Origin of the sequence: Tardiphaga sp. 285_C5_N1_2 (genome assembly GCF_052076065.1) — a bacterium.
In the GTDB taxonomy this organism is placed as follows: domain Bacteria; phylum Pseudomonadota; class Alphaproteobacteria; order Rhizobiales; family Xanthobacteraceae; genus Tardiphaga; species Tardiphaga robiniae.
The window spans coordinates 2807607-2833298 of sequence record NZ_CP197241.1; the positions used below are offsets into that span (position 1 = coordinate 2807607).

Below are 25692 nucleotides of genomic sequence, written 5' to 3' on the forward strand. Positions count from 1 at the left end.
CGACAATGCCGAGATTTGCCAACAAGCGCCGCGTGCGCCACAGCGCCTCCCAGATGTTCGATCTGGTTGCCGATGTCGAGCGTTATCCGGAATTCGTGCCGTTGTGCAAGTCGCTGAAGATTCGCCAGCGCACGCCGCAGGAGAATGGCACCGAGGTCATCGTTGCCGACATGACCGTGTCGTTCAAGCTGGTCCAGGAATCCTTCACCAGCCGCGTGACGCTGGATCGGCCGAACCTGAAGATCATGGTCGAATATCTGCGCGGTCCGTTCAGCAATCTCGAAAACCGCTGGACCTTCGAGCCGAAGGCAGATGACGGGGAATGCGACGTAGGCTTCTTCATTGCCTATGAATTCAAGAGCCGCATGCTGGCGATGCTGATGGGAACGATGTTCGACGCGGCATTCCAGCGCTTTGCCGTAGCCTTCGAGAAGCGCGCGGATGAAGTCTATCGTGTGCCGCGCGTCACGGGCGTTCCGTCTACTTCTTAGTCGTCGGCTTTTTTAGCGGCGCGGTCGGCCTGCGTCGTTTGACGGCGGTCCGTCGCGGCGACCTTGCCACCCTTGGCCGAGCGAGACTGGCGGCTTCGCGCTTCTTGGCTGGCGGCTGCGGGCCACGTGCCAATTCCATCAGCATCCGCAGAGCTTCAAGCACGGAACGCTGACGCACCGCGCTGCGGCCAATGGCGCCAAAACGGCATTCCTTGTTGACGATGCGACCGTCACGCGACGCAACGGCAAAATGCACGAGGCCGACCGGTTTGCCCGGCGTGGCACCGCCGGGACCTGCGATGCCTGTGATCGACACTGCGAGGTCAACGTCGGCTTCTTCCAAAGCGCCGACGGCCATCTGGATCGCCGTCTCTTTGCTGACCGCACCAAAGCTGTCGAGCGTCGCAGTCTTGACGCCAAGCATCGCGTGTTTGGCGGCATTGGAATAGGTGACGAAGCCGCGATCGATCACATCGGACGAGCCGGGAATTTCGGTCAGCGCGCCGGCGACAAGACCGCCGGTGCAGGACTCGGCGGTCGCGATCGTCAGCTTGCGGCTGCGGCAGAGATCGAGCAGCGCGCGGGAGAGGGCTCGTGCGTCGCTCGCTGCCATGTCAGTCCATCCAGGGAAGGCGAATGGTAGCAGCCGCAGTCGCGGCGATACCTTCTTCACGGCCGGTGAAGCCGAGACGTTCGCTGGTGGTCGCCTTCACCGCGACGCGTGACAATGCCACACCGGAGATCTCGCTGATCTTCGCGCGCATCGCATCGCGTAGCGGGCCAATCTTGGGCCGTTCGCAGATCAGCGTTACTTCGAGATTGGCGATACGGCCGCCACGTGCGGTGACGCGGTCCACGGCGTATTTCAAGAACTTGTCGGACGCCGCGCCCTTCCATTGCGGATCGGTCGGCGGGAAGTGCGAACCGATATCGCCGTCAGCCAGCGCGCCCAGGATCGCATCGACCAGCGCATGCAAGCCGACGTCGCCATCTGAGTGAGCAAGGAAGCCGCGCGTATGCGGCACACGGACGCCGCAGATCATCAGGTGATCGCCGTCGCCGAAGGCGTGCACGTCATAGCCCGTGCCCATGCGGATATCGCCGAGCGAGGCGGCGAGACGCGCTTCTTCGCGAATGAAATCTTCGGGAGTCGTGAGCTTCATATTTGCAAGATCGCCTTCAAAGGTTGCCACGGTCAATCCCGCCCATTCGGCGAGCGCGGCATCGTCGGTGAAATCATCGCGGCCTTCCTTTGCAGCACGACGATGCGCTTCAAGGATGACATCAAAACGAAATGCCTGTGGCGTTTGCGCGCTGCGCAAGCGTGCACGGTCCGGCGTCGCTTCCACGTGTCCGGCCTCGTTGACCTGTTTGATCGTATCGGTAACGGCGACACCGGGCACGGCAGCGCCAGTGATCTGCGCCGCGGCAATCGCGCGCTCGATCAAAGCAGGGGTTACGAACGGGCGGGCTGCATCGTGAATCAGCACGATGTCCGGCGCGTGATCTGCCAGTGCTTCGAGTCCGGCATGCACCGACGCCTGACGCGTCGCACCGCCATTGGCAGGAACATGATACCTTAAATCGCTGACCGCCTCGTTGAACACAGCGATATCGTCTGGATTGGTGATCGGCTGGACCGCAAAGACCTGGGGATGGTTGCAAAACGGCTCCATAGCCCGCGAAATAACGCTGCGGCCTCCGATCATGCGATATTGCTTCGGTCCACCAGCGCCGGCGCGGAGGCCGCGGCCGGCGGCAACGATAATGGCGGCTGTCTTCAAACCGGCAGGATTAGGTGATTTTGTCATCAGGGTCAGGTGATTAAGGGGTAAGCGGTGATCGCACAGCCCTTAGCACGGCCGCGAGCAAAAACAGTATGATTACATTCTCGTGGCTGCATAAGAGTGCATTGCTGCACTGCACTTGCAAAATGAGTGCATCTGTCTAATGTGTAGGCATGACGGTTGACTGCACAACAAATGTGCGCATTATGCGCCCTATGCCCGCAATGCAGCGGACGAGACAACGACGAGCAGGTCTGTGACCACCCCGGACTCAGTATACAGCAAGCCGTTACAAATCGGTGGCATCGAGATCGCCAACCGGGTCGTTCTGGCGCCGATGTCGGGCATCACCGATGCGCCGTTTCGGCGGCTCACCGCCGAACTCGGGGCCGGCCTCGTCGTGTCAGAAATGACCGCCAGCGACGATCTCGTCAATGGTCGTCCCATGTCGGTATTGCGCTGCGAAGCGACCGGGATCGGTCCGCATGTGGTCCAGCTGGCCGGCTGTGAGACCCACTGGATGGCCGAGGGGGCCCGTGTGGCCGAAGCCGCCGGCGCCGACATCATCGATATCAATATGGGCTGCCCGGCGCGGCATGTGACTGGTGGTCAGTCGGGCTCCGCGCTGATGCGCGACCTCGACCACGCATTGAAGCTGATCGAGGCGACCATCGCTGCCGTGAAAGTACCCGTGACTCTCAAAATGCGTCTGGGCTGGGACGATCGCATGCTGAACGCGCCTGAGCTTGCGCAGCGCGCAGAGCAGGCGGGCGTCCAGCTCATCACCGTGCACGGCCGCACGCGATGCCAGTTCTACAAGGGCGAAGCCGACTGGAGCGCCGTGCGCCCGGTGAAGGACGCGGTGAGCATCCCAGTGATCGTCAATGGTGACATCACCTCCTACGACAAGGCCGTGAGTGCGCTGAAGATGTCCGGCGCCGATGCCGTGATGGTGGGGCGGGGCGCGCAGGGTATGCCGTGGCTGCCCGGCCAGATCGGCCGACGTCTTGAAACCGGCATCGCGGAAGCCGTGCCGTCGCTGCAGCAGCAACTCGCTTATATCTGCGCCCTCTACGACGACGTGGTCCGACACTACGGCCTGCGCATCGGTCTGCGCCACGCGCGCAAACATCTCGGCTGGGCGCTCGATGCGGCCGCGGTTACGAGTTGCGCGCCGACCGAGACCCTGAAGACCTGGCGACAGAAGATCCTTACATCCGAAGATCCCTCCGGTGTGCAGCGATCTCTGAATGACGCTTTCGATGATTTCGCATGGAGTGCTGCCGCATGAACGCCGCAGAGCACCGTCGCCCTGTCCCGACCGACAGTGAGGCCATTCTCAACGCGCTACCTAATCCGGTGATCCTGATCGCGCCCGACGGCAAGATTGTCGACGCCAATATGGCGGCGGAATCCTTTTTCGAGATTTCTACGCAGTTCCTGCGCAGGCAGTCTCTGAAAGAACTGGTGCCATTCGGCAGTCCGCTGCTGGCGCTGATCGATCAGGTTCGCGCCGCGGGTTCGCCGGTTAACGAATACAAGGTGGATCTGGGCACACCGCGCATCGGCGGCGATCGTCAGGTCGATCTGCATGTCGCGCCGCTCACCGAGCGTCCGGGCCATATTGTGGTGATGCTCCAGGAGCGCACCATCGCCGACAAGATGGATCGACAGCTCACCCATCGCAGCGCGGCCCGATCCGTGATCGCGCTGGCGGCCATGCTGGCGCATGAGATCAAGAATCCGCTGTCGGGAATTCGCGGAGCCGCTCAGCTACTTGAGCAGTCGGCATCGTCGGAAGACCGCATGCTGACACGCCTGATCATGGACGAAGCCGATCGCATCGTGACGCTGGTCGATCGCATGGAAGTATTCGGCGACGACCGCCCGGTGGCGCGTGGCCCGGTCAACATTCACTCCGTCCTCGATCACGTGAAGCGCCTCGCGCAGTCCGGCTTCGCCCGCAACATCCGCTTCATCGAGGATTACGACCCGTCGCTGCCGCCGGTGCTGGCCAATCAGGACCAGCTCATTCAGGTGTTCCTGAATCTGGTGAAGAACGCTGCCGAAGCCATCGTCGATCTCGGCTCCGATGGCGAGATCCAGCTCACCACCGCGTTCCGGCCGGGCGTCCGCCTGTCTGTGCCGGGCAAGAAATCGCGCGTCTCGCTGCCGCTGGAGTTTTGCGTCAAGGACAACGGCCCTGGCGTTCCCGAAGATCTGCTGCCCAACCTGTTCGATCCCTTCGTCACCACCAAGCCCACCGGAAGCGGCCTGGGTCTTGCATTGGTTGCGAAGATTGTCGGCGATCACGGTGGGATCATCGAATGTGAATCTCAGCCACGAAAGACGACTTTTCGCGTGCTGTTGCCGATGTTCAACCCCGCCAAGAAATTGGACGACAAGACCCTTGATCCGAGCAGCGCCGATGCCCCCGCGGCACCGACGCACACCTCACAGACGTAAGACGAGGACTAACGATGGCTGCAGGTAGCATTCTGGTTGCGGACGATGATACGGCGATCCGCACCGTCCTCAATCAGGCGCTATCGCGCGCCGGATATGAGGTTCGCCTGACCGGGAACGCAGCCACGTTGTGGCGCTGGGTCAGCCAGGGCGAGGGCGACCTTGTGATCACCGACGTGGTGATGCCTGACGAGAACGCGTTCGATCTGCTGCCGCGTATCAAGAAGATGCGCCCCAATCTGCCGGTTATCGTGATGAGCGCGCAGAACACCTTCATGACCGCGATCCGCGCGTCGGAACGCGGCGCCTATGAGTATCTGCCGAAGCCGTTCGATCTGAAGGAATTGATCGCGATCGTCGGTCGCGCGCTGTCCGAGCCGAAGGAGCGTGTCGCCAGCCACGCCGATGACGGTGAGTTCGACTCGATCCCGCTGGTCGGCCGTTCACCGGCGATGCAGGAAATCTACCGCGTCCTCGCCCGCCTGATGCAGACCGATCTGACAGTGATGATCTCCGGCGAGTCCGGCACCGGCAAGGAACTGGTGGCCCGCGCGCTGCATGACTACGGCAAGCGCCGCAATGGCCCGTTCGTTGCGGTCAACATGGCGGCGATCCCGCGCGATCTTATCGAATCCGAATTGTTCGGCCACGAGCGCGGCGCCTTCACCGGCGCCAATGCCCGCGCCACCGGTCGCTTCGAGCAGGCTGAAGGCGGCACACTGTTCCTAGACGAAATCGGCGATATGCCGATGGAAGCCCAGACCCGTTTGCTGCGCGTGTTGCAGCAGGGCGAATACACGACGGTTGGCGGCCGCACGCCGATCAAGACCGACGTGCGTATCGTCGCCGCCTCCAACAAGGATCTACGCATCCTGATCCAGCAGGGCCTGTTCCGCGAGGATCTGTTTTTCCGCCTCAACGTCGTGCCATTGCGCCTGCCGCCGCTGCGCGAGCGCATCGAGGATCTGCCCGATCTGATCCGCCACTTCTTTGCACTCGCGGAGAAGGACGGCCTGCCGCCGAAGAAGCTCGACGCTTTGGCGCTCGAGCGCATGAAGCAGCATCGCTGGCCGGGCAATGTTCGCGAACTGGAAAACCTCGCGCGCCGTCTGGCAGCACTCTATCCGCAGGACGTCATTACCGGCTCGGTGATCGACGGCGAATTGGCGCCGCCCGCTGTGGCCTCGGGTGGTAGCGCGCCGACCGGCGTGGATAATCTCGGTGGTGCCGTCGAGGTCTATCTGTCCTCGCACTTCTCCGGCTTCCCGAACGGCGTGCCGCCGCCGGGCCTCTATCACCGCATTCTCCGCGAGATCGAGGTACCGCTGCTGACCGCAGCACTGGCCGCGACCCGTGGCAACCAGATCCGCGCTGCGGATCTGCTCGGCCTCAATCGCAATACGCTACGGAAGAAGATTCGCGACCTCGACATTCAGGTCTATCGAACCGGCGGCTGATCCCGGCAGCGGGATCGAGCAATTCCAGGGTTTGAGACGCAAAAACAAACGAAAACGCAGGGTATGCGTTTTCGTTGGCTGGTCTGCGCCGTGGATTTGTCGTAATTGGGCAACATTGTTGTATGATTGCATCAGTGCGGTCCGGGCTGTCTCCGGCAGCCGCACGGCGTCCACGCTCACCACATTGTCGGAATGACCAGCGCAGACACGTCGGCTACAGCCTATGAACCGTCGATGGCGGAGCCGCGCAGGTGGACCCTGCGGCGGCTGTTCGTGCCATTGGCCGTCGGCTTGGCACTCCTATCGTCATGCCTGACCTTCCTCGTCCTGAATGGCCTCACGCCGATCGCGCCGACCCATCAGGTCGTCGTTACCTTCCTGCTGATCAATGCCGCCAGCGTCCTCCTGCTGGTCCTGATCATTGCGCGGGAGATTTGGAAGGTTGTCCAGGCGCGTCGCAGGGGCAGGGCGGCGGCCCGGCTGCATGTCCAGATCGTCAGCCTGTTCTCGGTGATCGCTGTGCTGCCGGCGGTGCTCGTCTCGATCGTCGCCAATGTGACCCTCGACCGCGGCCTCGACCGGCTGTTCTCCGGCCCGACCAAGGCGGTCATCAACAATTCGCTCGTGATTGCCAGCGCCTATCTGCACGAGCACGGCCAATTGATTGGCGGCGATATCCTCGGCATGGCCGACGATCTCGCGCGCATCCAGCCGCTCTTCTATCAGGACCGCGGCACGTTCCGTTCGTTGATGCTGGCAAATGCAACCGCGCGCAATCTGCCGGGCGCCATGTTGATCGACAAGGATCGCAACGTCATCGAACCCGACCAACCCGGCATCAAACAGGAATTCTCACCGCCGCCGGCAGACTTCCTCGTCAATGTCAGCGCGTCCGAGCCGGCCATCGCTGTGATCCCCGAGGGAAATTACGTCGCCGCCGTGATCCGATTGCGAGCGTTCGACAACATGTTCCTCTATGTCGCCCGCAAGCTCGATCCGCGCGTGGTCGCGCAGATGAATCAGAGCCAGGCCGGCGCGGCCGAATATGCCGAACTGGAATCGCGCAGGCTCGGCATTCAGGTCGCCTTCGCGCTGATGTTCACCGTGATCGCACTGACGGTGCTGATGTCCGCTGTGCTGATCGGCCTGAATTTCGCCAACTGGCTAGTGGCGCCGATCCGCCGCCTGATGGGCGCAGCGAACATGGTCTCGACCGGTGATCTTCATGTCCAGGTACCGGTGATCCAGTCCGAGGGCGATCTCGCTCATCTCGGCGAGACGTTCAACAAGATGACGCAGGAGCTGCGCACACAGCGTGACGAACTGGTCAGCGCCAGCGACGTCATCGACAGTCGCCGCCGTTTCATCGAGGCCGTGTTGTCATCGGCCAGCGCCGGCATCATCGGTGTCGACGGCTCGAACATGATCGGCATTCTCAACCGCTCGGCCGAGAAACTGGTCGGACATTCGGAGTCCGAAACGCTGGGCCACCCGCTGCACGAGATCATTCCCGAGCTCGACGAATTGATGCAGACCGCACGCGAGGGATCGCAGCGGCTGGTGCAGGGGCAGGTGACGATCACCCGCGACGGGCAGGAGCGCAATCTGTCGGTGCGCGTCAGTGCAGAACAAACGAGCCAGTCGCGCGACAGCTACATCATCACCCTCGACGACATCACCGAACTCGTCTCGGCTCAGCGCACCTCGGCCTGGGCCGACGTGGCGCGCCGCATCGCGCATGAGATCAAGAATCCGCTGACGCCGATCCAGCTCTCGGCCGAGCGCATCAAGCGCAAATTCGGCAAGGTCATCGTCGACGACAAGGCAATCTTCGAACAGTGCACCGACACCATCGTCCGGCAGGTCGACGACATCAGGCGCATGGTCGACGAATTTTCGCGCTTTGCGCGCATGCCCAAGCCCGTGATCGAGGGTGAGGATGTCGCCGACACTGTGCGTCAGGCCGTATTCCTGATGCGGGTCGGTCACCCCGACCTCGACATCTCCGCCGAGATCAAGGAAGAGCCGATGCGCGCGCGGTTCGACCGCCGGCTGATCTCTCAGGCGCTCACCAATATCATCAAGAATGCGACAGAGGCGATCGAGGCCGTGCCGCCGGAAGAACTCGGCAAAGGTCGTATTGACGTCACAGCGTCGCGCGAGAACGACATGATCTTGATCGACGTGATCGACAACGGCATCGGTCTGCCGACCGTCAACAGGTCGCGATTGCTCGAACCCTATGTCACGACTCGCGAGAAAGGCACTGGCCTCGGCCTCGCGATCGTCGGCAAGGTGCTCGAGGATCATGGTGGAGGCATCGAACTTGGCGACGCATCGAGTGTACGTCCAGGACAGCGCGGTGCCTGGATGCGACTGCGGTTTTCTATCTCCGGTCAGAAGGCTGACGCAGACAAGAGTGAACCGGAATCCCCGCCTGATGACGAACCGAAGATCAAAGCCGCTACCGGCAACTGACAAGAATAAACGTGACCAGGATATTTTGACCCATGGCAAATGACATTCTGATCGTCGACGACGAAGCCGATATTCGCGATCTTGTTGCGGGCATTCTGGACGATGAGGGCTTCACCACCCGCACCGCACGAGACAGCGATTCCGCGCTCGCGGAAATCGCCAATCGCCGCCCCAACATGGTGTTTCTCGACATCTGGCTGCAGGGCAGCAAGCTCGATGGCCTGCAACTGCTCGAGCAGGTCAAACGCGATAATCCCGAATTACCTGTGGTGATGATCTCAGGCCACGGCAATATCGAAACCGCGGTCGCGGCGATCAAGCGCGGCGCCTATGACTTCATCGAAAAGCCGTTCAAGGCTGACCGGCTGATCCTTGTCGCGACGCGCGCGCTCGAAACCTCGCGCCTGAAACGCGAAGTCAAGGAACTGAAGCAACTCGCACCGGTCGCCAATTCGCTGACGGGGCGCTCGGCCGCCATGAACCAGCTGCGCCAGACCATCGATCGCGCGGCGAAGGCCAATAGCCGCATTCTGATCGTCGGCCCGTCGGGCGCCGGCAAGGAGCTCGCCGCGCGCACGCTGCACACGGCCTCTGCCCGCTCCACGGGGCCGTTCGTCGTGATCAACGCTGCAGCGATTACGCCGGAGCGCATGGAAGTCGAACTGTTCGGCATCGAACAGTCCAATGGCGAACAGGCGCGTAAGGCAGGAGCCCTAGAGGAGGCTCATGGTGGCACGCTATTCATCGACGAGATCGGCGATCTGCCCCGCGAGACCCAGAACAAGATCCTACGCGTGCTGGTCGACCAGACTTTCATGCGGGCAGGGGGCACCACCAAGGTCAATGTCGACGTCCGCATTATTTCGTCGACCGCACGCAATCTCGAAGAGGAAATCGCCGAAGGTCGTTTCCGTGAGGATCTCTATCATCGCCTCTCGGTAGTGCCGATCCGCGTGCCGCCGCTGTCCGAGCATCGCGAGGATATCCCGGAGCTGATCGAATATTTCATGGAGCAGATCTCCATCGCGACGGGCCTGCCGAAGCGGCAGATCGGCGAGGACGCCATGGCGGTCCTGCAATCCCACGTTTGGCCCGGCAATATCCGCCAGCTTCGCAACAACGTCGAACGCGTCATGATCCTGGCCGGCGGCGGGCCGGAAGTGATCATCACCGCCGACATGCTACCGCAGGACGTGGGCTCAATGGTGCCGTCGATGCCCACCAGCAACAATGGCGAGCACATCATGGGCCTGCCGCTGCGCGAAGCCCGCGAAGTGTTCGAACGCGATTATCTGATTGCGCAGATCAGCCGTTTTTCGGGTAACATCTCGCGCACCGCTGAATTCGTCGGCATGGAGCGCTCCGCTTTGCACCGCAAGCTCAAAGCGCTCGGCGTCGGCTAAATCACTCACCTCAAGCTTTCAACTCAAGCCTCGGAACGAACATGTCGCGCATCGCCTATGTGAATGGTCAATACGTCAACCTGCGCGATGCCGCCGTGAACGTCGAGGACCGCGGCTATCAGTTCGCTGATGGCATTTACGAGGTCTGCGAGATCATCGGCGGCAAGATGGTCGACTTTCCTCGCCATATTGCGCGCATGCAGCGCTCGTTGCGGGAATTGCGCATCGCCGAGGCCATGCCGCTGACATCACTCAAGGTGGTGATGCAGGAAGTGATCCGCCGCAATCGCATCAATTACGGCATCGTCTATCTGCAGATCAGCCGCGGCGTCGCCCATCGCGATCACGGCTTCCCTTCGCCGGACGTGAAGCCCAGCGTGGTCGTGACGGCGAAATCGCTCAACTTCGCCAAGAACCAGGCGACTGCTGCCAAGGGCGTGAAGGTCATCACCACGGCCGAGAATCGCTGGCCGCGCGTCGACATCAAGACTGTCGGCCTGCTGCCCAACGTGTTGGCGCGCCAGGAAGCGCGCGACAAGGGCGCCTATGAAGCTTGGTATGTCGACGCCGAGGGTTTCGTCACTGAGGGTGCGTCGTGCAACGCCTGGATCGTCACCAAGGACGGCAAGGTGGTGACGCGCACGGCCGCGTCAGGCATTCTCGCAGGCATCACCCGCGCCGTACTGATCGAGGTTCTGGCTTCGATGCAGCTCAAGCTGGAAGAGCGGAACTTCACACCGGCAGAGGCTTATGACGCCGCAGAAGCCTTCGTCTCGTCGGCGAGTCAGATCGTGATGCCGGTCATCAATATCGACGGCAAACCGATCGGTGACGGCAAGCCTGGTGGTATCGCGACGCGCCTGAGGCAGGAATTCCATAAATTCGCAGCGATTTCATAAAATTTGCCGCGCTTTTAGGCACCAATTCCGCGTTCCGGCTTGCCTAAAAAGCGCGCCTGCCGTCTAATCACGTCGTCGCGCTCCCGGAGGGGGATCTCAGGGGAAAGTGCGGCAGCTTGGTAAGGCCCCGGAGAGGGCTGCGCCGGGTTCAAAAAAAGCAACAAAACAGACTGCGGGATTAAGAAAAATGGCGGCAGACCGCGCACAAAATCTACAGGACACCTTCCTCAACCACGTACGCAAGACCAAGACTCCGCTCACGATCTTTCTGGTGAACGGCGTCAAATTGCAGGGCATTGTCACCTGGTTCGATAATTTCTGTCTTCTGCTCCGGCGCGACGGACACTCGCAGCTGGTGTATAAGCATGCGATCTCGACCATCATGCCGGGCGCACCGATTCAGCTTTTTGAGGGTGGCGAGGATCCGGCTTGAGCGAACTCCTGAGAGACGCTTGATTGGAATTTCGTAGCTTCGAAGGCAATGCTGCCGACCGACCCTCGGCCAGCAGCGAATCGACCGGCCGCGTTCTCGTGGTCGGTCCTTACCTGCGCGAACGGCGGGGCGACGCCGACGCGCAAGCCTATTCTCATGTCCGCGATACGGAAGCCCGGCTCGAAGAGGCGGTCGGTCTCGCACGCGCCATCGACCTCACCGTGGTCGAGGCCGTCGCCGCGCCGCTGAGCCAGATCCGCCCGGCCACCTATCTCGGCAAGGGCAAGGTCGAGGAGATCGCTGGCCTGATCGCGGCGAACGAGATCGGCATCGTGGTGATGGACTGCGCGCTGTCGCCGATCCAGCAGCGCAATCTCGAAAAGGAACTGAAGGCCAAGGTGCTCGACCGTACCGGTCTCATCCTTGAAATCTTCGGCCGCCGTGCCAAGACCAAGGAAGGCACGCTGCAGGTTGAGCTCGCGCATCTCAATTATCAGCGCAGCCGTCTCGTCCGCTCATGGACCCATCTGGAGCGCCAGCGCGGCGGCTTTGGCTTTATGGGCGGCCCCGGCGAAACCCAGATCGAGGCGGATCGCCGCATGATCGGCGACCGCATCGCGCGGCTCGAAGCCGATCTGAAGAAGGTCCAGGCGACGCGGCGCCTGCATCGCGCCGGCCGCCAGCGCGTGCCGTATCGCGTTGTTGCGCTGGTCGGTTACACCAATGCCGGCAAGTCGACGCTGTTCAACCGGCTGACGCGCGCCGACGTGCAGGCCGAGGACATGTTGTTCGCGACCCTCGATCCGACGCTGCGCGCGCTGACGCTGCCGCATGGCGGCAAGGCCATGCTGTCGGACACGGTGGGCTTCATCTCCAACCTGCCGACCCAGCTCGTAGCCGCGTTTCGCGCGACGCTGGAAGAGGTACTGGAAGCCGACATCATTCTCCATGTCCGCGACATCTCGCATGAGGATGCGGAAGCGCAGCAAAGCGATGTCGACAACGTGCTGCGCAAGCTCGGCATCGATACCGATGCAACAGCGCGCATTCTCGAAGTTTGGAACAAGATCGACCGTTTCCCTCCGGAGGAGCGCGAGAACCTCGCCAATATCGCGGCGCGGCGGCCGCTGGACAAGCCGTGCTTCATGGTCTCAGCCGAAACCGGCGAGGGCATCGACGATCTGCTCGCTGCCATCGAAACACGGCTCGCCGCCAGCCGCATCACGCTGGATCTGTCGATCGACGCTGCGGACGGTGCTGGCGTGAGCTGGCTGCATCGCAATGCGGAAGTACTGGTGAAAGAATTGCACGGCGGCCATTTCGACATGGTGGTGCGTGTCGATGAGACCAAACGCGATATCGTCATGAGCCGGTTCAGTGCAGTGCTGCATCCGGTCGCGGATCTGAGTGCCTGACGAAACTCCGTTGTTGTTCAGGTGGCAGCTTTAAACGCCATGAACACCGCCATGCCGGCGATGACAGCGATGAGTGTCATCCGCAAAGCTCTCTGACTCATGCGATTCGCCAGCCATGATCCAAGACCGGTACCGATCCACAGCCCAATGATCAGACTTGCAATCGTGAGCCACGGCAGCTCTGTGCCCTGCTGCACATAGAGCAGGGCGGCCGGTAAAGTGACGGGCAGTGCTGTGACGGCAAGGCTAAGGGCCTGGGATTGATGCTGGGACACCTTCAGCAGGCCCGTCATCAAGGCGGTGATCGCAAGCCCGCCGCCGATCCCCAGAAATCCCGACGACCAGCCCGCGACCGCGCCGATGGCAACGAGCGCTGACCCGCGTAACGGCACCTCTTTCGCTTCGTCTGCAGTGCCTTCGAGCTTGGGATGTGACGGCCGACAGATGACGATCACTTCGAGAACCAGCAGATAGCCGACAAAAGTCCATTGCAGCGCGCGAGCAGAAACGGTTGTTGCGAGCAAGGCGCCAACGCACCCGCCCACTGCAAATCCGATGGCCAGCCAGGCAAGCCAGCGCGGCGGCACGTGATGGCCGCTGCGTTGATAGTTGCGGACGCCGGAAAGACTGGTGGGCACGACCTGCACGACGAGAGAAACGCCCTGGGCGACGTGCTGATCTTTGCCAAGCAGGAGCACCAGCAGCGGGACGAGGATTCCGCCACTGGTAATACCGAGCAAGCCGGACGCCATGCCGCCGACACCGCCCGCCAGAAGACCGCCGAGGACGTCCGTCAGTGTCATCGTCGATTGTTCCTTGGCGGTTGCGAGTCATTCAATCCGCGATTTCGTTACCCTTCGCCTCGTTCCACAGCGCATCCATCTGTCCGAGCGACGCCTCCTGTAGCGAGCTTCCCTTCGCCGCGAGCGCCCGTTCGATATAGCCGAAGCGCCGTTCGAATTTCGCATTGGTGCCGCGGAGCGCCAGCTCCGGATCTGCCTTCACGTGCCGCGCGAGATTGACCAGCGCGAACATCAGATCGCCGGTCTCGGCCGCCACTTCGGACTGATCGCCGCGATCGAGTGCGGCTTCGATCTCGTCGGCTTCCTCGCGGATTTTCGCCAGCACCGCGCGTGGGTCATTCCAGTCAAAGCCGACGCTGGAGGCTTTTGTCTGCAGCTCCATGGCCTGGCTCAACGCGGGTTGCCCGGCCTTGACGCTGGCAAGGAACGAGGAGGGCGGCGCGGCCTCAACGCCGCGCCGGGCGGCGCGTTCAGCCTTTTCCTCGGCCTTGATACGCCCCCACGTCCCCTTCACATCCGTCGGTGCGATCTTGCCATCCTTGCCGGGAAACACATGCGGATGCCGGCGGATCATCTTGCGGGTGATCGCCTCCACGACGTCGCCGAACGCGAATGCGTTCTGCTCTTCGGCCATCCGGGCGTGGAACACCACCTGCAGCAAGAGATCTCCGAGTTCGTCGCAGAGGTCGTGGAGATCGTGCCTGACGATGGCATCGGCGACCTCATAGGCCTCCTCGATCGTATAGGGCGCGATACTCGCGAAGTCCTGCTCCAGATCCCATGGGCAGCCGGTCACGGGCGTGCGCAACTGGGCCATGATCTCGATCAGGCCGGCGATATCGCGGGAAGGGGTCATGAGGCACCACGGTTCACAGCAGGAGCCTTTGCTATGCCGCAGGACGGCGGCGTGGCCCAGCGGAAATGCCCGGTTTTGCCTGTCTTTCACACAGCTCTGGGGAGTGCTATCTGCAGCCGATGAGCGACACTTTCCCAGATCAAACCGCGCTGGTGCTGTTCTCCGGCGGCCAGGATTCAGCAACCTGTCTGGCCTGGGCGCTGGCGCGCTTCAAGCGCGTCGAGATGCTCGGCTTCGCTTACGGCCAGCGCCACGCCATCGAACTCGACAGCCGCGACAAGCTGCTGGCGGGCGTGAAGGCCTTGAATGCTGATTGGGCCACGAAACTCGGTGACAGCCACACGCTGGACATCCCCACGCTGAGCGACATTTCCGACACCGCGCTGACGCGTGACGTCGCCATCGAGATGGGGGCCGACGGGCTGCCCAACACCTTCGTGCCCGGCCGCAATCTGGTGTTCCTGACATTCGCCGCAGCGCTGGCCTATCGACGCGGCATCACCCACATCATCGGCGGCATGTGCGAGACGGATTACTCCGGCTATCCCGATTGTCGCGACGACACCATCAAGGCGCTGCAGCAGGCGCTCAATCTCGGCATGGCCAAGAATTTCACGCTGCACACGCCGCTGATGTGGCGCGACAAGGCGGCGACCTGGGCGCTGGCGCATGAGCTTGGCGGGCAGGGCCTCGTCGACCTGATCCGCGAACACTCGCACACCTGCTATCTCGGTGAGCGCGGCGCGTTACACGACTGGGGCTATGGCTGCGGCAAGTGCCCGGCCTGCGAACTACGCGCCAAAGGCTGGCGCGCGTTCGCAGCAACGGCTGTCTAGACGGACAGCGACTCGCGGACCTTGGCCGCTTCGGCAGCGCTGAGGCCTGTCAGCGGCGGACGCACCCGCAGCCAATTGTCATTGTTGTCGCGCTTCGCCAGCAGCACCTTCAGCGAGGGAAGCTGCGCATAGCTGGACACCGCATTGCGCGCCGCGACGATACGCTCCTGCGCAGTCGCAACTTCGGCCGCCTTGGCCGGATCCTTGTAACCATTGAACACCGTGGCGAGCTCGCGGCTCACGAGGTTGGAGGTCGCCGTGATGCAGCCGGCGCCGCCCATCGGCAGCAGCTTCAGCATCAGGGGATCGGCGCCGACCAGCACCGAGAAACCCGGGAAGCGATCGACGATGGCGCTCATATTGGCGAACTCGCCCGCGGAATCCTTGATGCCGACCACGATTTCTGGGAAGCGCTTGCGCAACCGATCGATGACGTCGAGGGAGATCGGCACCGCCGACATCTGCGGGATGTGATAGAGCACCACGCGCAGGCGCGGATCGGCAACGCGCTCGATCACTGCCGTATAGGCATCGACGATGCCATCATCGGACACGCCCTTGTAGTAGAACGGCGGCAGCATCACGACGGCCCCGACGCCACTGGCGACAGCGTGCTTTGTGAGTTCAACCGTTTCCATGATCGACGCAACACCGGTGCCCGGCAGCAGCTTCGACGGCGCGATTCCGGATTTCACCACGGCTTCCAGCAGCGCCATGCGTTCGCGTGATGACAGCGAATTGGCTTCGCCTGTCGTGCCGAGCATGGCGATGCCGGTGCAGCCGTCATCGAGCAGACGCTGGCAGTGGGAGGTGAACAGGCCCTGATCCACCGACAGGTCGGCGTTGAAGGGGGTGGTCGCGGCGCAGTAGACGCCGGTCGGGAAGGGAGCTGTCATCGTTGTGCTCTTTCGGGTGCGTGTTGCAGGAGTTCTTCTAACGAAGCGCTTTTTTTACCTCTCCCCGCAAGCAGGGAGAGGTAAATACGTTACGGCATGATCTGGCCGCCATTCACCTCGATGACCTGACCGGTGATGTAGCTGCTCATGGTCTCGTCGGCGAGGAACTGATAGGCGCCGACGCAATCCTCGGGCGTTCCGATCCGGCCGAGTGGAATGCCCTGGCGGGCGCCTTCGAGCTGCTCCGCGGTCGAATAGCGCTGGTGGAACGGCGTCATGATCACGCCCGGCGCCACCGCATTGGCGCGCACGTTGAACGGAGCCAGTTCCTTCGCCAGCACACGCGTGATGGTCGAGACAAAACCCTTGGCCGAACCATAGAGGCCAGCGCCGCCGCTGCCGCCATTGCGGGCCGCAACCGACGTCGTGTTGATGATCGAGCCTGAACGCTGCGTCTCCATGATCTTCGCTGCCTTGCGGCAGGCGAAAAACACCGAGCCGATATTGAGATCGACCACGTCGTCATACTGTTCGTCGGTGGCATTGGCGATCGAGGTGCGGCCGAACATGGCGCCGGCATTGTTGATCAGCACGTCGATGCGGCCGAGCTTGGCATGGGCTTCGTCGATCACGCGCGCAGCCTCAGCGCGCTCCGACACGTCGCCGCGGAGCAGCTCGGCCGTGCCACCACTCGCGCGGATATTCGCGACCACTTCCTCGGCGCCTTCCGGATTGCCGTTGTAGTGCACGATCAGCCTGGCACCGAGGGCGCCGAATTTCCTCGCCACGGCAGCGCCGATGCCGGAGCTTGCGCCGATGATCACGATAGCCTTGCCGTTCAGTCCGTTGGTCACGCCTGGTCCTTTCCGATTGAGCGAGCGTTCGACCACGATTTCAGCAGCCTGACAAGTTATCAGCATTTGTGCGATGCAGCACGGCATTTGATCGGATCAAGCAATTTCACTGTTATATATCAATACTATACGATCATGAGAGCTCATCCGCACGACATTGACATGTTGACAAGTTTGCCGCCGCCTCTCATGGTCGCCGAAATTTTTGGGCGAGGAAGTGTTTCCATGCGACGGCGCTTCCGGGCGATCGGACCGTCACACGAAACCTCCACCGCCATCCCTGTGAGCTGCGGTTTGACCGATCATGAAGCCGATTGATCCCTCTGAATTGCCTGAAGCGCCGCGTCCGCGCGGTGCCGCTGGTTCGCTCGTCGACAAGGTCTATGGCGAACTCGCGCAGCGCATCGCCAATGGCGACTACGCACCGGACCAGAAGCTGCCTGGCGAGCACGAACTTTCCGACATGTTCGACGTCTCCCGCCCGGTGCTGCGCGAAGCCCTCGGCCGGTTGCGCGAAGACGGCCTGATCATGTCGCGACAGGGCGCAGGCAGTTTCGTCCAGATGCGTGCGCAGCCACAGCCACTCGGCTTCGCGCGGGTGGAGACCATCGCGGACATCCAGCGTTGCTTCGAATTCCGCATCACCATGGAAGCCGATGCCGCGCATTTTGCAGCGCTCCGACGCAGCGACGACAATCTCGGCAAGATGGAAGCCGCGCTCGGCCTGCTGCGCGAGGCGACGAAGAAGCGCAAGCATCGCGAAGACGCCGACTACGCCTTCCATCTCGCTGTCTCCGAGGCGACCAACAATCATTATTTCGCGACCTCGCTGAACGCCCTCAAGGACCACGTCGCTGTCGGCATGAAGCTGCACGGCCTGTCGCTGATGGGCCCGCGGCCCGGCCTTGAACAGGTGTTCGAGGAACACAGCAGTATTTTTGAAGCGATCCGTGATCGCGACGCCGAAGCGGCGCGCACGGCCATGCGTCTCCATCTCGAAAGCTCGCGCGATCGCCTGTTCGAAGGCCGACTGCTCGACCTCTCGTTCCGGTGACGGGGAGAGTGAATTGACTGACCATACCGCATTTCTTGCAATGCTTGCCGGCATCGTCGGCGACCGACACCTGATCGGTCCCGGCGGCGATTTCGAACCTTATGTGGTCGACTGGCGCGGCCGCTATCACGGCAAGGCGCTGGCCGTGGTCAAGCCTGGCTCGACGCAGGAAGTCTCTGATGTCGTGAAGGCCTGTGCGGCTGCCGGCATCGCGATTGTCCCGCAGGGCGGCAACACCGGCATGTGCGGCGCTGCGACTCCGCTCGGCGAGCGCGACATGACCGTGTTGCGTCTTGATCGTCTCAACAAGATCCGCAGCGTCAGCCGCCTCGGCGACTCCATCGCCGTCGATGCCGGCTGCATCCTCGCCGACATCCAAAAGGCTGCCGACGATATCGACCGCCTGTTTCCGCTCAGCCTCGGCGCTGAAGGTTCGTGCCAGATCGGCGGCAATCTTTCCACCAATGCCGGCGGCACCGCCGTGTTGCGCTACGGCACCACACGCGAACTCGCGCTCGGCCTCGAAGTCGTGCTGCCCGATGGCGAGATCCTCGACGGCATGACGGCGCTGCGCAAGGACTCCACGGGCTTTGACACCAAGCAGCTCTTCATCGGCGCCGAAGGTACGCTCGGCATTATCACCGGCGCGGTGCTGAAGCTGTTTCCGAAGCCACGGGCGAGGGCGGTGTCCTTCGCCAAGCTGAACAGCATCGATGCGGTGCTCGACCTGCTCGCACAGGCACGTACCGAACTCGGTGACCGCATCGGCGCCTTCGAAGTGATGTCGCGCGGCCAGATCGAGGTGATCGCCGAGAACCTGCCGCTAGTGAACATCCCGTTCGAGCTGGATACGCCCTGGTATGTGCTGATCGAACTCGTCGACACGCTGGTGTCGGTGGATCTGAATGCAGCGCTCGAAGCGTTGCTCAGTAACGCCTATGAGCGCGAGCTGATCACCGATGCGCTGGTGGCCTCGAGCGAGACGCAGGCTGCGGCGTTCTGGAAGATCCGCCACAGCGTGTCGGAAGGCAGCAAGAAGGCCGGTTACGTCATCTCGCATGACAGCGCCGTGCCCTTGTCGCAGCAGGCAACGTTCGTCACGCAGGTGGAGAAGCGCATCGCTGCCTATCGGCCCGACGCCCGCATCGTGATGCATGGCCATATCGGCGACGGCAACATCCACATCCTCGCCATCATTCCAGGCCTCGAACAGAACCAGAAGGATCAGATCCAGGACACGATCCGCGGCATCAACACCATCGTCGATGAAGAGACCGTTGCGCTCGGCGGCAGCATCAGTGCCGAACACGGCATCGGCATCGCCAATCGCGAGCGGCTTGCGCGCGTCACCAAGCCGACCGAGCTGCGACTGCTGCGTAGCGTCAAGCAGATGCTCGATCCGAACGACATCATGAATCCCGGAAAAGTGCTGCCTGCGCAATAAGCGACGGCTGCATTCATCAGATACCCATTCGAGAAGAGGAACACGCATGAAAATCAAATCCATCCTGATGGCGGCCTGCGTCGCCGTGGGCGCCGTCGGGCAGGCGAGTGCGCAGGACGCAAAATATCCGACCAAGCCGATCACCATCGTCGTGCCCTTCGCCGCCGGCGGCACCGTGGACATCATCGCCCGCATGGTGTCGGAGAACCTGCAAAAGAAACTCGGCGCTACCGTGCTGGTCGAAAATATGGGCGGCGCCGGCGGCAATATCGGCGTCAACCGTGTCGCCAAGGCGCAGCCTGATGGCTACACGATCGGCCTCGCCAGCACCTCGCCGCTGGCGATCGCGCCCTCGCTCTATGGCAGCAAGCTTCAGTTCCAGCCGGAGAAGGATCTGGTGGCCTTCGCCCAAGTGAGCATCGTACCTAACGTGCTGGTGGTGAATCCCGATCGCATCAAGGCCCGCACGGTTCCAGAGTTGATCGAATACATGAAGGCCAATCCAGACAAAGTGACGTTCGGCTCGGCCGGACCGGGCACGTCGCAGCATCTTGCCGGCGAGCTGTTCCAGCAGATGACCGGCACCAAGATGGTTCACGTACCCTACAAGGGCTCGAGCCAGATGGTCACCGACTTGATCTCGGGTCAGATCGACATCGCTTTCGACAATGTCCCGCTGCTGCTGCCGCATGTGGCCGGCGGCAAGCTGGCGATGCTCGCCACGGCAACGCCGAAGCGCGCCGAGTTCGATGCGAATGTCCCGGCCGTCGCCGAATTCCTGCCGGGCTTCGAGGCTGTCGCCTGGCACGGTTTCATCGCACCCGCAGCGACACCGAAGCCGATCGTCGACAAGCTCTCGGCGGAAATCCGCGAATTCATGAGCCTGCCGGAAACCAAGAAAAAGATGGCTGAACTCGGCGCAGTCGCCGTGGCGATCCCGCAGGATGAGTTCACCAAATACATCGCCAGCGAGACCTTGCGCTGGAAGGGTGTGATGGAGAAGGCCAACGTTACGATGAACTAGACGACCGCGCAGGTGGTGACGACGTCACGTTCGTCACCACCCCCAATATCGAGCGTCCACCAAAGGACGCCGACGATCAAAATAGAAAAACACATGGAGGAATGTTCAATGAGACTTCGGTCAATCCTGACGGCTGCCTGCCTGATGCTTGGAACGCTCACGCAAGCGACGGCCCAGGACACGAATTACCCGAGCCGCCCGATCACCAGCATCGTTCCGTTCGCCGCCGGCGGCACGGCCGATATCTTTGCGCGCATGGTGTCGGAACATCTGCAAAAGAAGATGAGCGCGACGGTCATCATCGAGAATGTCGGCGGTGCCGGCAGCATCATCGGCGTCACCCGCGTCGCGCGCGCGGCGCCCGACGGCTACACGGTCGGCCTTGCCAGCACCTCGGCGCTGTCGATCAATCCGACGCTGTATGGCGCAAAACTCTCCTACAATCCCGAAAAGGATCTCGTGCCGATCGCGCAGATCAGCATGGTGCCGAATGTCCTGGTGGTGAACCCGACCAGGATCGCGGCGCGCACGGTGCCGGACCTGATCGCCTATATCAAAGCCAATCCCGACAAGGTGACATTCGGTTCGGCCGGCGTCGGAACAACGCAGCATCTTGCCGGCGAACTGTTCCAGCAAATGACCGGCACCAAGATGGTGCACGTGCCCTACAAGGGCTCGAGCCAGATGGTTACGGACTTGCTGAGCGGCCAGATCGATATCGCCTTCGACAACGTGCCACTGCTGCTGCCGCATGCGGCAGCCGGTAAGCTCGCGATGCTGGCGACGGCCTCGCCGAAGCGCGCCGAGTTCGATCCGAACCTGCCGGCGGTGTCCGAATTCCTGTCGGGTTTTGAGGCCGTCGCCTGGCACGGCTTCATGGCACCGGCCGGAACGCCGAAAGCCATCACCGATAAGCTGTCAGTCTCGATCCGCGAATTCATGCAGTTGCCCGAGACGAAGAAAAAGATGTCCGAACTCGGGGCCGTCGCCGTGGCGGTCCCGCCGGACGAGTTCGCCAAATACATCGCCAGCGAAACGCAGCGCTGGAAGAGTGTGATCGAGAAGGCCAACATCACGATGAACTGAGGCGTGCCGTAGGGTGGGTCAGCTTCGCTCATTCACCCTACGGCTGCGTCTCCTTCACCGATGCCAGATAGCGCGACAACCGATCCGCATCGGGCGTGTGGTGGCTATGGCGGTCGCGAAGTTCGGCCGGGGCGCTCCAGCCGGGCTCGATCCCGGACATGTCAGGCAATTCATGCGCGATGCCCTTGTGGCAATCGATACAGGTGCGCTCGCCGGTGACGAGGAACTTGGCATGGATCGCCGCCGCGCGGGGCGCCTGTTTGGTGAAATCCATTGCGATCGCCGAGTGGCAGTTGCGGCACTCCAGCGAGTCATTGGCCTTCAGGCGCGCCCATTCATGTTTGGCAAGCTCCAGACGCATGTCGAGGAACTTCTCGCGCGTCGAGATCGTGCCGAAAATCTTGCCCCACACTTCCTTCGACGCCTGCATCTTGCGCGCGATCTTGTCGGTCCAGTTATGCGGCACATGGCAATCCGGACAGGTGGCACGCACGCCGGATCGATTGGCGAAATGCGGCGTTCGCTGCAGCTCCTGATACACGTTGTCACGCATCTCATGACAGCCGGTGCAGAATTTCTCGGTATTGGTGACTTCCAGCGCCGTATTGAAACCGCCCCAGAAGATCACGCCACCGAGGAAGCCGCCCAGCGCCAGCACGCCGAGACTGATATGCGTGGCCGGTCGGCTGGCGATGCGCCAGAACCACAGAAACTTGGATATCAACCACTTCATGGCGCTCACCTGCCGGATGCCTTCATGTCGGTGAAGGTGTTCGGCACTAGCGGACGCGCGTCGGTTTGCGGCACGTGGCAGGCCGTGCAGAAATAGCGTCGCGGTGTCACATCGGCGAGCATCTGGCCATCGCGATCCATGAAATGCGTAATGCTGATCATCGGCGCACCGGAGCCTTCGGTATATTCGCGGCGATGGCATTCAAGACAGCGATTGGCCCGCAGCGTGAGCTGATAGTTTTCGATCGAATGCGGAATGACCGGTGGCTGCTCCGGATAGTTCCGCATCACGCGCTTGTCGTCGGTGACGGGCCGCGGGAAGGGCGGCGCAGGAACGTCGCCCATCGGCTGCGCTGCGCCGGTGACGCGCGGCACGATCCGTGGCGTTGTCTGGACAGACTGCGCATAGATCGCACCGGACACCAGCACCATGGTGCCGGCGATGATTGCGGCGATGACCGTCTTCATCGCACTTAAACGGAAACGATCTTGACCGCGCATTTCTTGAAGTCCGCCTGTTTGGAGATCGGGTCGGTTGCATCCAGCGTGACCTTGTTGATCAGCTGGCTGGCATCGAACCACGGCACGAACACCACGCCGCGGGGCATGCGGTTGCGTCCGGTCGTGTCAACGCGCGTGCGGATCTCACCGCGCCGCGACATCAGCCGGATTTCGGCGCCCTGATTGAGGCCGCGGGCCCGTGCGTCTTCCGCATGCATGAAGCAGCGCGCACCGGGAAACGCCTTGTAGAGCTCGGGCACGCGCATGGTCATCGAGCCGGAGTGCCAATGCTCCAGCACGCGGCCGGTCACCAGCCACAGATCGAACTCAGCATCGGGCGACTCGGCCGGCGGCTCGTAGGGCACCGCGATGATGCGCGCGCGTCCGTCCGGATTGCCGTAGAATTCGATCTTCTTGCCCGGCTTCACGTAGGGATCGAGACCTTCGCGGTAGCGCCACTTGGTCTCCTTGCCATTGACCACCGGCCAGCGAAGGCCGCGCACCTCGTGATAGACGTCCCAGGGCGCAAGGTCGTGGCCATGGCCGCGGCCGAACGTGGCATATTCCTCGAACAGCCCCTTCTGCACATAAAAACCGAAGTCCTTGGACTCGTGGTTTTCGTAGTCAGCTGGGATTTCGCCGACGGGGAATTTGTTGACCTCGCCGTTGCGATACAGCACATCGAACAGCGTCTTGCCCTTGTAGTTCGGATTGGCCTCGAGGAGGGCGGCGGGCCACACTTCGTCCGTCGTGAACCGCTTGGAGAACTCCATCAGCTGCCAGAGATCCGAGCGCGCCTGGCCGGGCGCATCGACCAGCTGGCGCCAGACATGGGTGCGTCGTTCGGCATTGCCGTAGGCGCCTTCCTTCTCGACCCACATCGCCGCTGGCAACACACAATCGGCGGACATCGCCGTCACCGTCGGATAGGCATCCGATACGACGATGAAGTTGGCGGGGTTGCGATAGCCCGGATATGTCTCACCCGAACTGTTGGGCGCCGCCTGCACATTGTTGTTCACCTGAACCCAGTAGAAGTTCAGCTTGCCGTCATGCAACATGCGGTCCTGCTCGACGGCGTGATAACCGATCTTGTCGGGCAGGAGGCCATGCGGCACGCGCCAGATTTCTTCAGCGTGCTTGCGGTGCTCCGGGTTGGTTACCACCATGTCGGCGGGGAGGCGGTGCGCGAAGGTGCCGACCTCGCGCGCCGTACCGCAGGCCGATGGCTGCCCCGTCAGCGAGAACGGCGAGTTGCCGGGCTCAGAGATTTTGCCGGTCAGCAGATGGATGTTGTAGACGAGCTGGTTGGCCCAGACGCCGCGGACGTGCTGGTTGAAACCCATGGTCCAGAGCGACATCACCTTGCGCTTCGGATCGGCGTAGAGCTCGGCGAGCTCCAGCAGAAAGCCGGGCTCGACACCGGTCAGCTTCGACACCTTCTCGAGCGAATAGTCCTTCACGAATTCGGCGTAGGCCGCGAAATCGATTGGCGTCGTCGCTGCGGCCGTGGCTGCGCCCTTGGCTTTCTTCTCCAGTGGATGTTCGGGACGCAACCCGTAGCCGATATCCGTCGTGCCCTTCACGAACGTCGTATGGTTGTTGACGAATTCGGTGTTCACGCGACCAGTCGAGATAATGTGGTTGGCGATGAAGTTGAGAATGGCAAGATCAGTGCCCGGCTTGAACACGATCGGGATGTCGGCAAGGTCAGAGCTGCGATGCGTGAAGGTCGAGAGCACCGCGACTTTCACATGCGGATGACCAAGGCGGCGATCGGTGAGGCGCGTCCACAGGATCGGATGCATCTCGGCCATGTTCGAGCCCCACAGCACGAAGGCATCGGCGGCCTCGAAGTCATCGTAGCATCCCATCGGCTCGTCCATGCCGAAGGTGCGCATGAAAGCCACGGCCGCGGACGCCATGCAATGCCGTGCATTGGGATCGAGATTGTTGGAGCGGAAACCCGCGCGCATCAGCTTGGTCGCGGCATAACCTTCGAGGATCGTCCACTGACCCGATCCGAACATGCCGATTGCAGTCGGTCCTTTTTCTTTCAGCGTCGCTTTGGCGCGCTGCGCCATGGTGTCGAATGCTTCGTCCCAGCTCACCGGTGTGAGTTCGCCGTTCTTGTCGAACACGCCGTTCTTCTTGCGGAGGAGGGGCGTGGTCAGGCGGTCGGCGCCGTACATGATCTTGGAGAGGAAGTAGCCCTTGATGCAGTTCAGGCCGCGGTTTACTTCCGCCAGCGTGTCGCCATGGGTGGCGACGACCTTGTTGTCCTTGACGCCGACCATGACGCCACAACCGGTGCCGCAGAACCGGCACGGCGCCTTCGACCATTTGATGGACAGCGACCCAACGCCGCCGGCAATCGACTGAGCGGCCGCCGGAACGTTGATGCCAGCCGCCGCTGCAGCGATGGCTGCTGCCTGAGCCTTGAGTAGATCACGCCGCGAAAGGGGCATTTCGTCGTTCTCCTAGTCGAGACGCTGTTCGAAGACCATGTTGGCCGAGAGCACGCCCGGCCACGATGAGATGTCTGCGAGCATCGCACCTAGTGCGCCGCTGCCTGGCCCTTCGAGGACCGCCACGAGTTTGGAGGCCGTGCGGTGATGTATCTCGACACCGGGAAGGCTCGACAACCGCGCAGATACCGCGTCGATATGGGCCGGAAGCACCGACACGACGGCGCTGGAGATGTGCTCATTGTCGTGCGCGGACGCGCCGGCGGTCGCGCCGGTCAACAGAGCGCGTCTGGTGAGTTTGTCTGTCAT

At 62.2% G+C, this 25692-nt stretch carries 24 protein-coding genes; 14 read left to right on the forward strand and 10 right to left on the reverse strand.

From position 1 onward, the window contains the following. Nucleotides 1-5 precede the first annotated feature (5 nt). Nucleotides 6-491, forward strand: coding sequence for a type II toxin-antitoxin system RatA family toxin (locus AB7951_RS13405; RefSeq protein ID WP_120289687.1), 486 nt, complete (start codon nt 6-8; stop codon nt 489-491). Here the strand turns inward: AB7951_RS13405 and AB7951_RS13410 are convergent. Continuing rightward, a complete protein-coding gene (locus AB7951_RS13410) occupies nt 481-1104 on the reverse strand; it encodes a CinA family protein (protein ID WP_093758557.1) in 624 nt (207 codons plus the stop codon). The two genes, AB7951_RS13405 and AB7951_RS13410, sit on opposite strands and share 11 nt — an antisense overlap. Before the next feature lies 1 nt (nt 1105). After that, nucleotides 1106-2302, reverse strand: coding sequence for a bifunctional 2-C-methyl-D-erythritol 4-phosphate cytidylyltransferase/2-C-methyl-D-erythritol 2,4-cyclodiphosphate synthase (locus AB7951_RS13415; RefSeq protein ID WP_120289689.1), 1197 nt, complete (start codon nt 2300-2302; stop codon nt 1106-1108). 232 nt (nt 2303-2534) lie between these two features. On the opposite strand from AB7951_RS13415, the gene dusB reads away from it, so the two are divergent. From dusB to hflX, 8 genes are all read left to right on the forward strand, one after another. After that, a complete protein-coding gene (gene dusB / locus AB7951_RS13420) occupies nt 2535-3569 on the forward strand; it encodes a tRNA dihydrouridine synthase DusB (RefSeq protein ID WP_439061598.1) in 1035 nt (344 codons plus the stop codon). After that, entirely contained in the window at nt 3566-4744 is a 1179-nt protein-coding gene (locus AB7951_RS13425; protein ID WP_231080673.1) for a two-component system sensor histidine kinase NtrB, read from the forward strand. The genes dusB and AB7951_RS13425 overlap by 4 nt, the downstream gene beginning before the upstream one ends. A 14-nt stretch (nt 4745-4758) precedes the next feature. Beyond that, on the forward strand, nt 4759-6201 hold the full coding sequence (ntrC, locus tag AB7951_RS13430) for a nitrogen regulation protein NR(I) (protein WP_068731842.1): 1443 nt from the start codon (nt 4759-4761) through the stop codon (nt 6199-6201). A gap of 192 nt (nt 6202-6393) precedes the next feature. Continuing rightward, nucleotides 6394-8679 (forward strand): sensor histidine kinase NtrY-like, encoded by a 2286-nt coding sequence (locus tag AB7951_RS13435; RefSeq protein ID WP_120289691.1) that lies wholly within the window; start codon nt 6394-6396, stop codon nt 8677-8679. Between the two features lie 32 nt (nt 8680-8711). Next, on the forward strand, nt 8712-10082 hold the full coding sequence (ntrX, locus tag AB7951_RS13440) for a nitrogen assimilation response regulator NtrX (RefSeq protein ID WP_089264305.1): 1371 nt from the start codon (nt 8712-8714) through the stop codon (nt 10080-10082). A 41-nt stretch (nt 10083-10123) separates the two neighbouring features. Further along, on the forward strand, nt 10124-10981 hold the full coding sequence (locus AB7951_RS13445; RefSeq protein ID WP_120289693.1) for a D-amino-acid transaminase: 858 nt from the start codon (nt 10124-10126) through the stop codon (nt 10979-10981). Nucleotides 10982-11168: 187 nt separating this feature from the next. Further along, entirely contained in the window at nt 11169-11414 is a 246-nt protein-coding gene (hfq, locus tag AB7951_RS13450) for an RNA chaperone Hfq (RefSeq protein WP_068731834.1), read from the forward strand. A 23-nt stretch (nt 11415-11437) separates the two neighbouring features. Then, a complete protein-coding gene (hflX, locus tag AB7951_RS13455) occupies nt 11438-12829 on the forward strand; it encodes a GTPase HflX (protein ID WP_120289695.1) in 1392 nt (463 codons plus the stop codon). A gap of 17 nt (nt 12830-12846) precedes the next feature. Here the strand turns inward: hflX and AB7951_RS13460 are convergent, their stop codons facing one another. Then, complete coding sequence (locus AB7951_RS13460) at nt 12847-13632, reverse strand: sulfite exporter TauE/SafE family protein (RefSeq protein ID WP_309949025.1); 786 nt, start codon at nt 13630-13632, stop codon at nt 12847-12849. A gap of 31 nt (nt 13633-13663) precedes the next feature. Further along, entirely contained in the window at nt 13664-14488 is an 825-nt protein-coding gene (gene mazG / locus AB7951_RS13465) for a nucleoside triphosphate pyrophosphohydrolase (protein WP_120289699.1), read from the reverse strand. A 119-nt stretch (nt 14489-14607) separates the two neighbouring features. Here mazG and queC point away from each other — a divergent pair, with 119 nt between their 5' ends. Beyond that, nucleotides 14608-15324, forward strand: a complete 717-nt coding sequence (gene queC / locus AB7951_RS13470; RefSeq protein ID WP_089264310.1) for a 7-cyano-7-deazaguanine synthase QueC — start codon at nt 14608-14610, stop codon at nt 15322-15324. Here queC and AB7951_RS13475 read toward each other — a convergent pair. Both AB7951_RS13475 and AB7951_RS13480 read right to left on the reverse strand, forming a co-directional pair. Further along, nucleotides 15321-16220 (reverse strand): dihydrodipicolinate synthase family protein, encoded by a 900-nt coding sequence (locus AB7951_RS13475; RefSeq protein ID WP_093758564.1) that lies wholly within the window; start codon nt 16218-16220, stop codon nt 15321-15323. The two genes, queC and AB7951_RS13475, sit on opposite strands and share 4 nt — an antisense overlap. Before the next feature lie 89 nt (nt 16221-16309). Further along, complete coding sequence (locus AB7951_RS13480) at nt 16310-17074, reverse strand: SDR family oxidoreductase (RefSeq protein ID WP_439061597.1); 765 nt, start codon at nt 17072-17074, stop codon at nt 16310-16312. A gap of 304 nt (nt 17075-17378) precedes the next feature. Here AB7951_RS13480 and AB7951_RS13485 point away from each other — a divergent pair, with 304 nt between their 5' ends. The 4 genes from AB7951_RS13485 (at nt 17379) to AB7951_RS13500 (ending at nt 21682) form a co-directional block, all read left to right on the forward strand. Then, a complete protein-coding gene (locus AB7951_RS13485; RefSeq protein WP_120289701.1) occupies nt 17379-18128 on the forward strand; it encodes a FadR/GntR family transcriptional regulator in 750 nt (249 codons plus the stop codon). Nucleotides 18129-18141: 13 nt separating this feature from the next. Further along, the gene (locus AB7951_RS13490) at nt 18142-19572 is read left to right on the forward strand and encodes an FAD-binding oxidoreductase (protein ID WP_439061596.1); all 1431 of its coding nucleotides are present in this window, start codon (nt 18142-18144) and stop codon (nt 19570-19572) included. A gap of 46 nt (nt 19573-19618) precedes the next feature. Beyond that, complete coding sequence (locus tag AB7951_RS13495) at nt 19619-20596, forward strand: Bug family tripartite tricarboxylate transporter substrate binding protein (RefSeq protein ID WP_120289705.1); 978 nt, start codon at nt 19619-19621, stop codon at nt 20594-20596. Nucleotides 20597-20704: 108 nt separating this feature from the next. Continuing rightward, nucleotides 20705-21682, forward strand: a complete 978-nt coding sequence (locus tag AB7951_RS13500; protein WP_439061595.1) for a tripartite tricarboxylate transporter substrate binding protein — start codon at nt 20705-20707, stop codon at nt 21680-21682. A 37-nt stretch (nt 21683-21719) separates the two neighbouring features. On the opposite strand, the gene AB7951_RS13505 is transcribed toward AB7951_RS13500, so the two are convergent. From AB7951_RS13505 to AB7951_RS13520, 4 genes are read right to left on the reverse strand one after another with little or no spacing between them, the layout of a single operon-like run. Beyond that, nucleotides 21720-22415 (reverse strand): NapC/NirT family cytochrome c, encoded by a 696-nt coding sequence (locus AB7951_RS13505; RefSeq protein ID WP_089264317.1) that lies wholly within the window; start codon nt 22413-22415, stop codon nt 21720-21722. Nucleotides 22416-22420: 5 nt separating this feature from the next. Then, entirely contained in the window at nt 22421-22915 is a 495-nt protein-coding gene (locus AB7951_RS13510) for a nitrate reductase cytochrome c-type subunit (RefSeq protein ID WP_120289709.1), read from the reverse strand. Beyond that, the gene (napA, locus tag AB7951_RS13515) at nt 22888-25383 is read right to left on the reverse strand and encodes a periplasmic nitrate reductase subunit alpha (protein WP_120289711.1); all 2496 of its coding nucleotides are present in this window, start codon (nt 25381-25383) and stop codon (nt 22888-22890) included. Before napA ends, AB7951_RS13510 begins: the two co-directional genes overlap by 28 nt. A gap of 12 nt (nt 25384-25395) precedes the next feature. Next, on the reverse strand, nt 25396-25692 hold the full coding sequence (locus AB7951_RS13520) for a chaperone NapD (protein WP_120289713.1): 297 nt from the start codon (nt 25690-25692) through the stop codon (nt 25396-25398).

Bases quoted from the DNA above. Each gene is read 5' to 3' on its own strand.
- hfq (WP_068731834.1), top strand. From the start codon at position 11,169: ATGGCGGCAGACCGCGCACAAAATCTACAGGACACCTTCCTCAACCAC.
- AB7951_RS13500 (WP_439061595.1), top strand. From the start codon at position 20,705: ATGAGACTTCGGTCAATCCTGACGGCTGCCTGCCTGATGCTTGGAACG.
- queC (WP_089264310.1), top strand. From the start codon at position 14,608: ATGAGCGACACTTTCCCAGATCAAACCGCGCTGGTGCTGTTCTCCGGC.
- napA (WP_120289711.1), bottom strand. From the start codon at position 25,383: ATGCCCCTTTCGCGGCGTGATCTACTCAAGGCTCAGGCAGCAGCCATC.
- ntrC (WP_068731842.1), top strand. From the start codon at position 4,759: ATGGCTGCAGGTAGCATTCTGGTTGCGGACGATGATACGGCGATCCGC.
- mazG (WP_120289699.1), bottom strand. From the start codon at position 14,488: ATGACCCCTTCCCGCGATATCGCCGGCCTGATCGAGATCATGGCCCAG.
- AB7951_RS13460 (WP_309949025.1), bottom strand. From the start codon at position 13,632: ATGACACTGACGGACGTCCTCGGCGGTCTTCTGGCGGGCGGTGTCGGC.
- AB7951_RS13510 (WP_120289709.1), bottom strand. From the start codon at position 22,915: ATGCGCGGTCAAGATCGTTTCCGTTTAAGTGCGATGAAGACGGTCATC.
- AB7951_RS13410 (WP_093758557.1), bottom strand. From the start codon at position 1,104: ATGGCAGCGAGCGACGCACGAGCCCTCTCCCGCGCGCTGCTCGATCTC.
- AB7951_RS13445 (WP_120289693.1), top strand. From the start codon at position 10,124: ATGTCGCGCATCGCCTATGTGAATGGTCAATACGTCAACCTGCGCGAT.
- ntrX (WP_089264305.1), top strand. From the start codon at position 8,712: ATGGCAAATGACATTCTGATCGTCGACGACGAAGCCGATATTCGCGAT.
- AB7951_RS13425 (WP_231080673.1), top strand. From the start codon at position 3,566: ATGAACGCCGCAGAGCACCGTCGCCCTGTCCCGACCGACAGTGAGGCC.
- AB7951_RS13435 (WP_120289691.1), top strand. From the start codon at position 6,394: ATGACCAGCGCAGACACGTCGGCTACAGCCTATGAACCGTCGATGGCG.
- AB7951_RS13485 (WP_120289701.1), top strand. From the start codon at position 17,379: ATGAAGCCGATTGATCCCTCTGAATTGCCTGAAGCGCCGCGTCCGCGC.
- AB7951_RS13520 (WP_120289713.1), bottom strand. From the start codon at position 25,692: ATGACAGACAAACTCACCAGACGCGCTCTGTTGACCGGCGCGACCGCC.
- AB7951_RS13475 (WP_093758564.1), bottom strand. From the start codon at position 16,220: ATGACAGCTCCCTTCCCGACCGGCGTCTACTGCGCCGCGACCACCCCC.
- AB7951_RS13505 (WP_089264317.1), bottom strand. From the start codon at position 22,415: ATGAAGTGGTTGATATCCAAGTTTCTGTGGTTCTGGCGCATCGCCAGC.
- AB7951_RS13495 (WP_120289705.1), top strand. From the start codon at position 19,619: ATGAAAATCAAATCCATCCTGATGGCGGCCTGCGTCGCCGTGGGCGCC.
- AB7951_RS13405 (WP_120289687.1), top strand. From the start codon at position 6: ATGCCGAGATTTGCCAACAAGCGCCGCGTGCGCCACAGCGCCTCCCAG.
- AB7951_RS13415 (WP_120289689.1), bottom strand. From the start codon at position 2,302: ATGACAAAATCACCTAATCCTGCCGGTTTGAAGACAGCCGCCATTATC.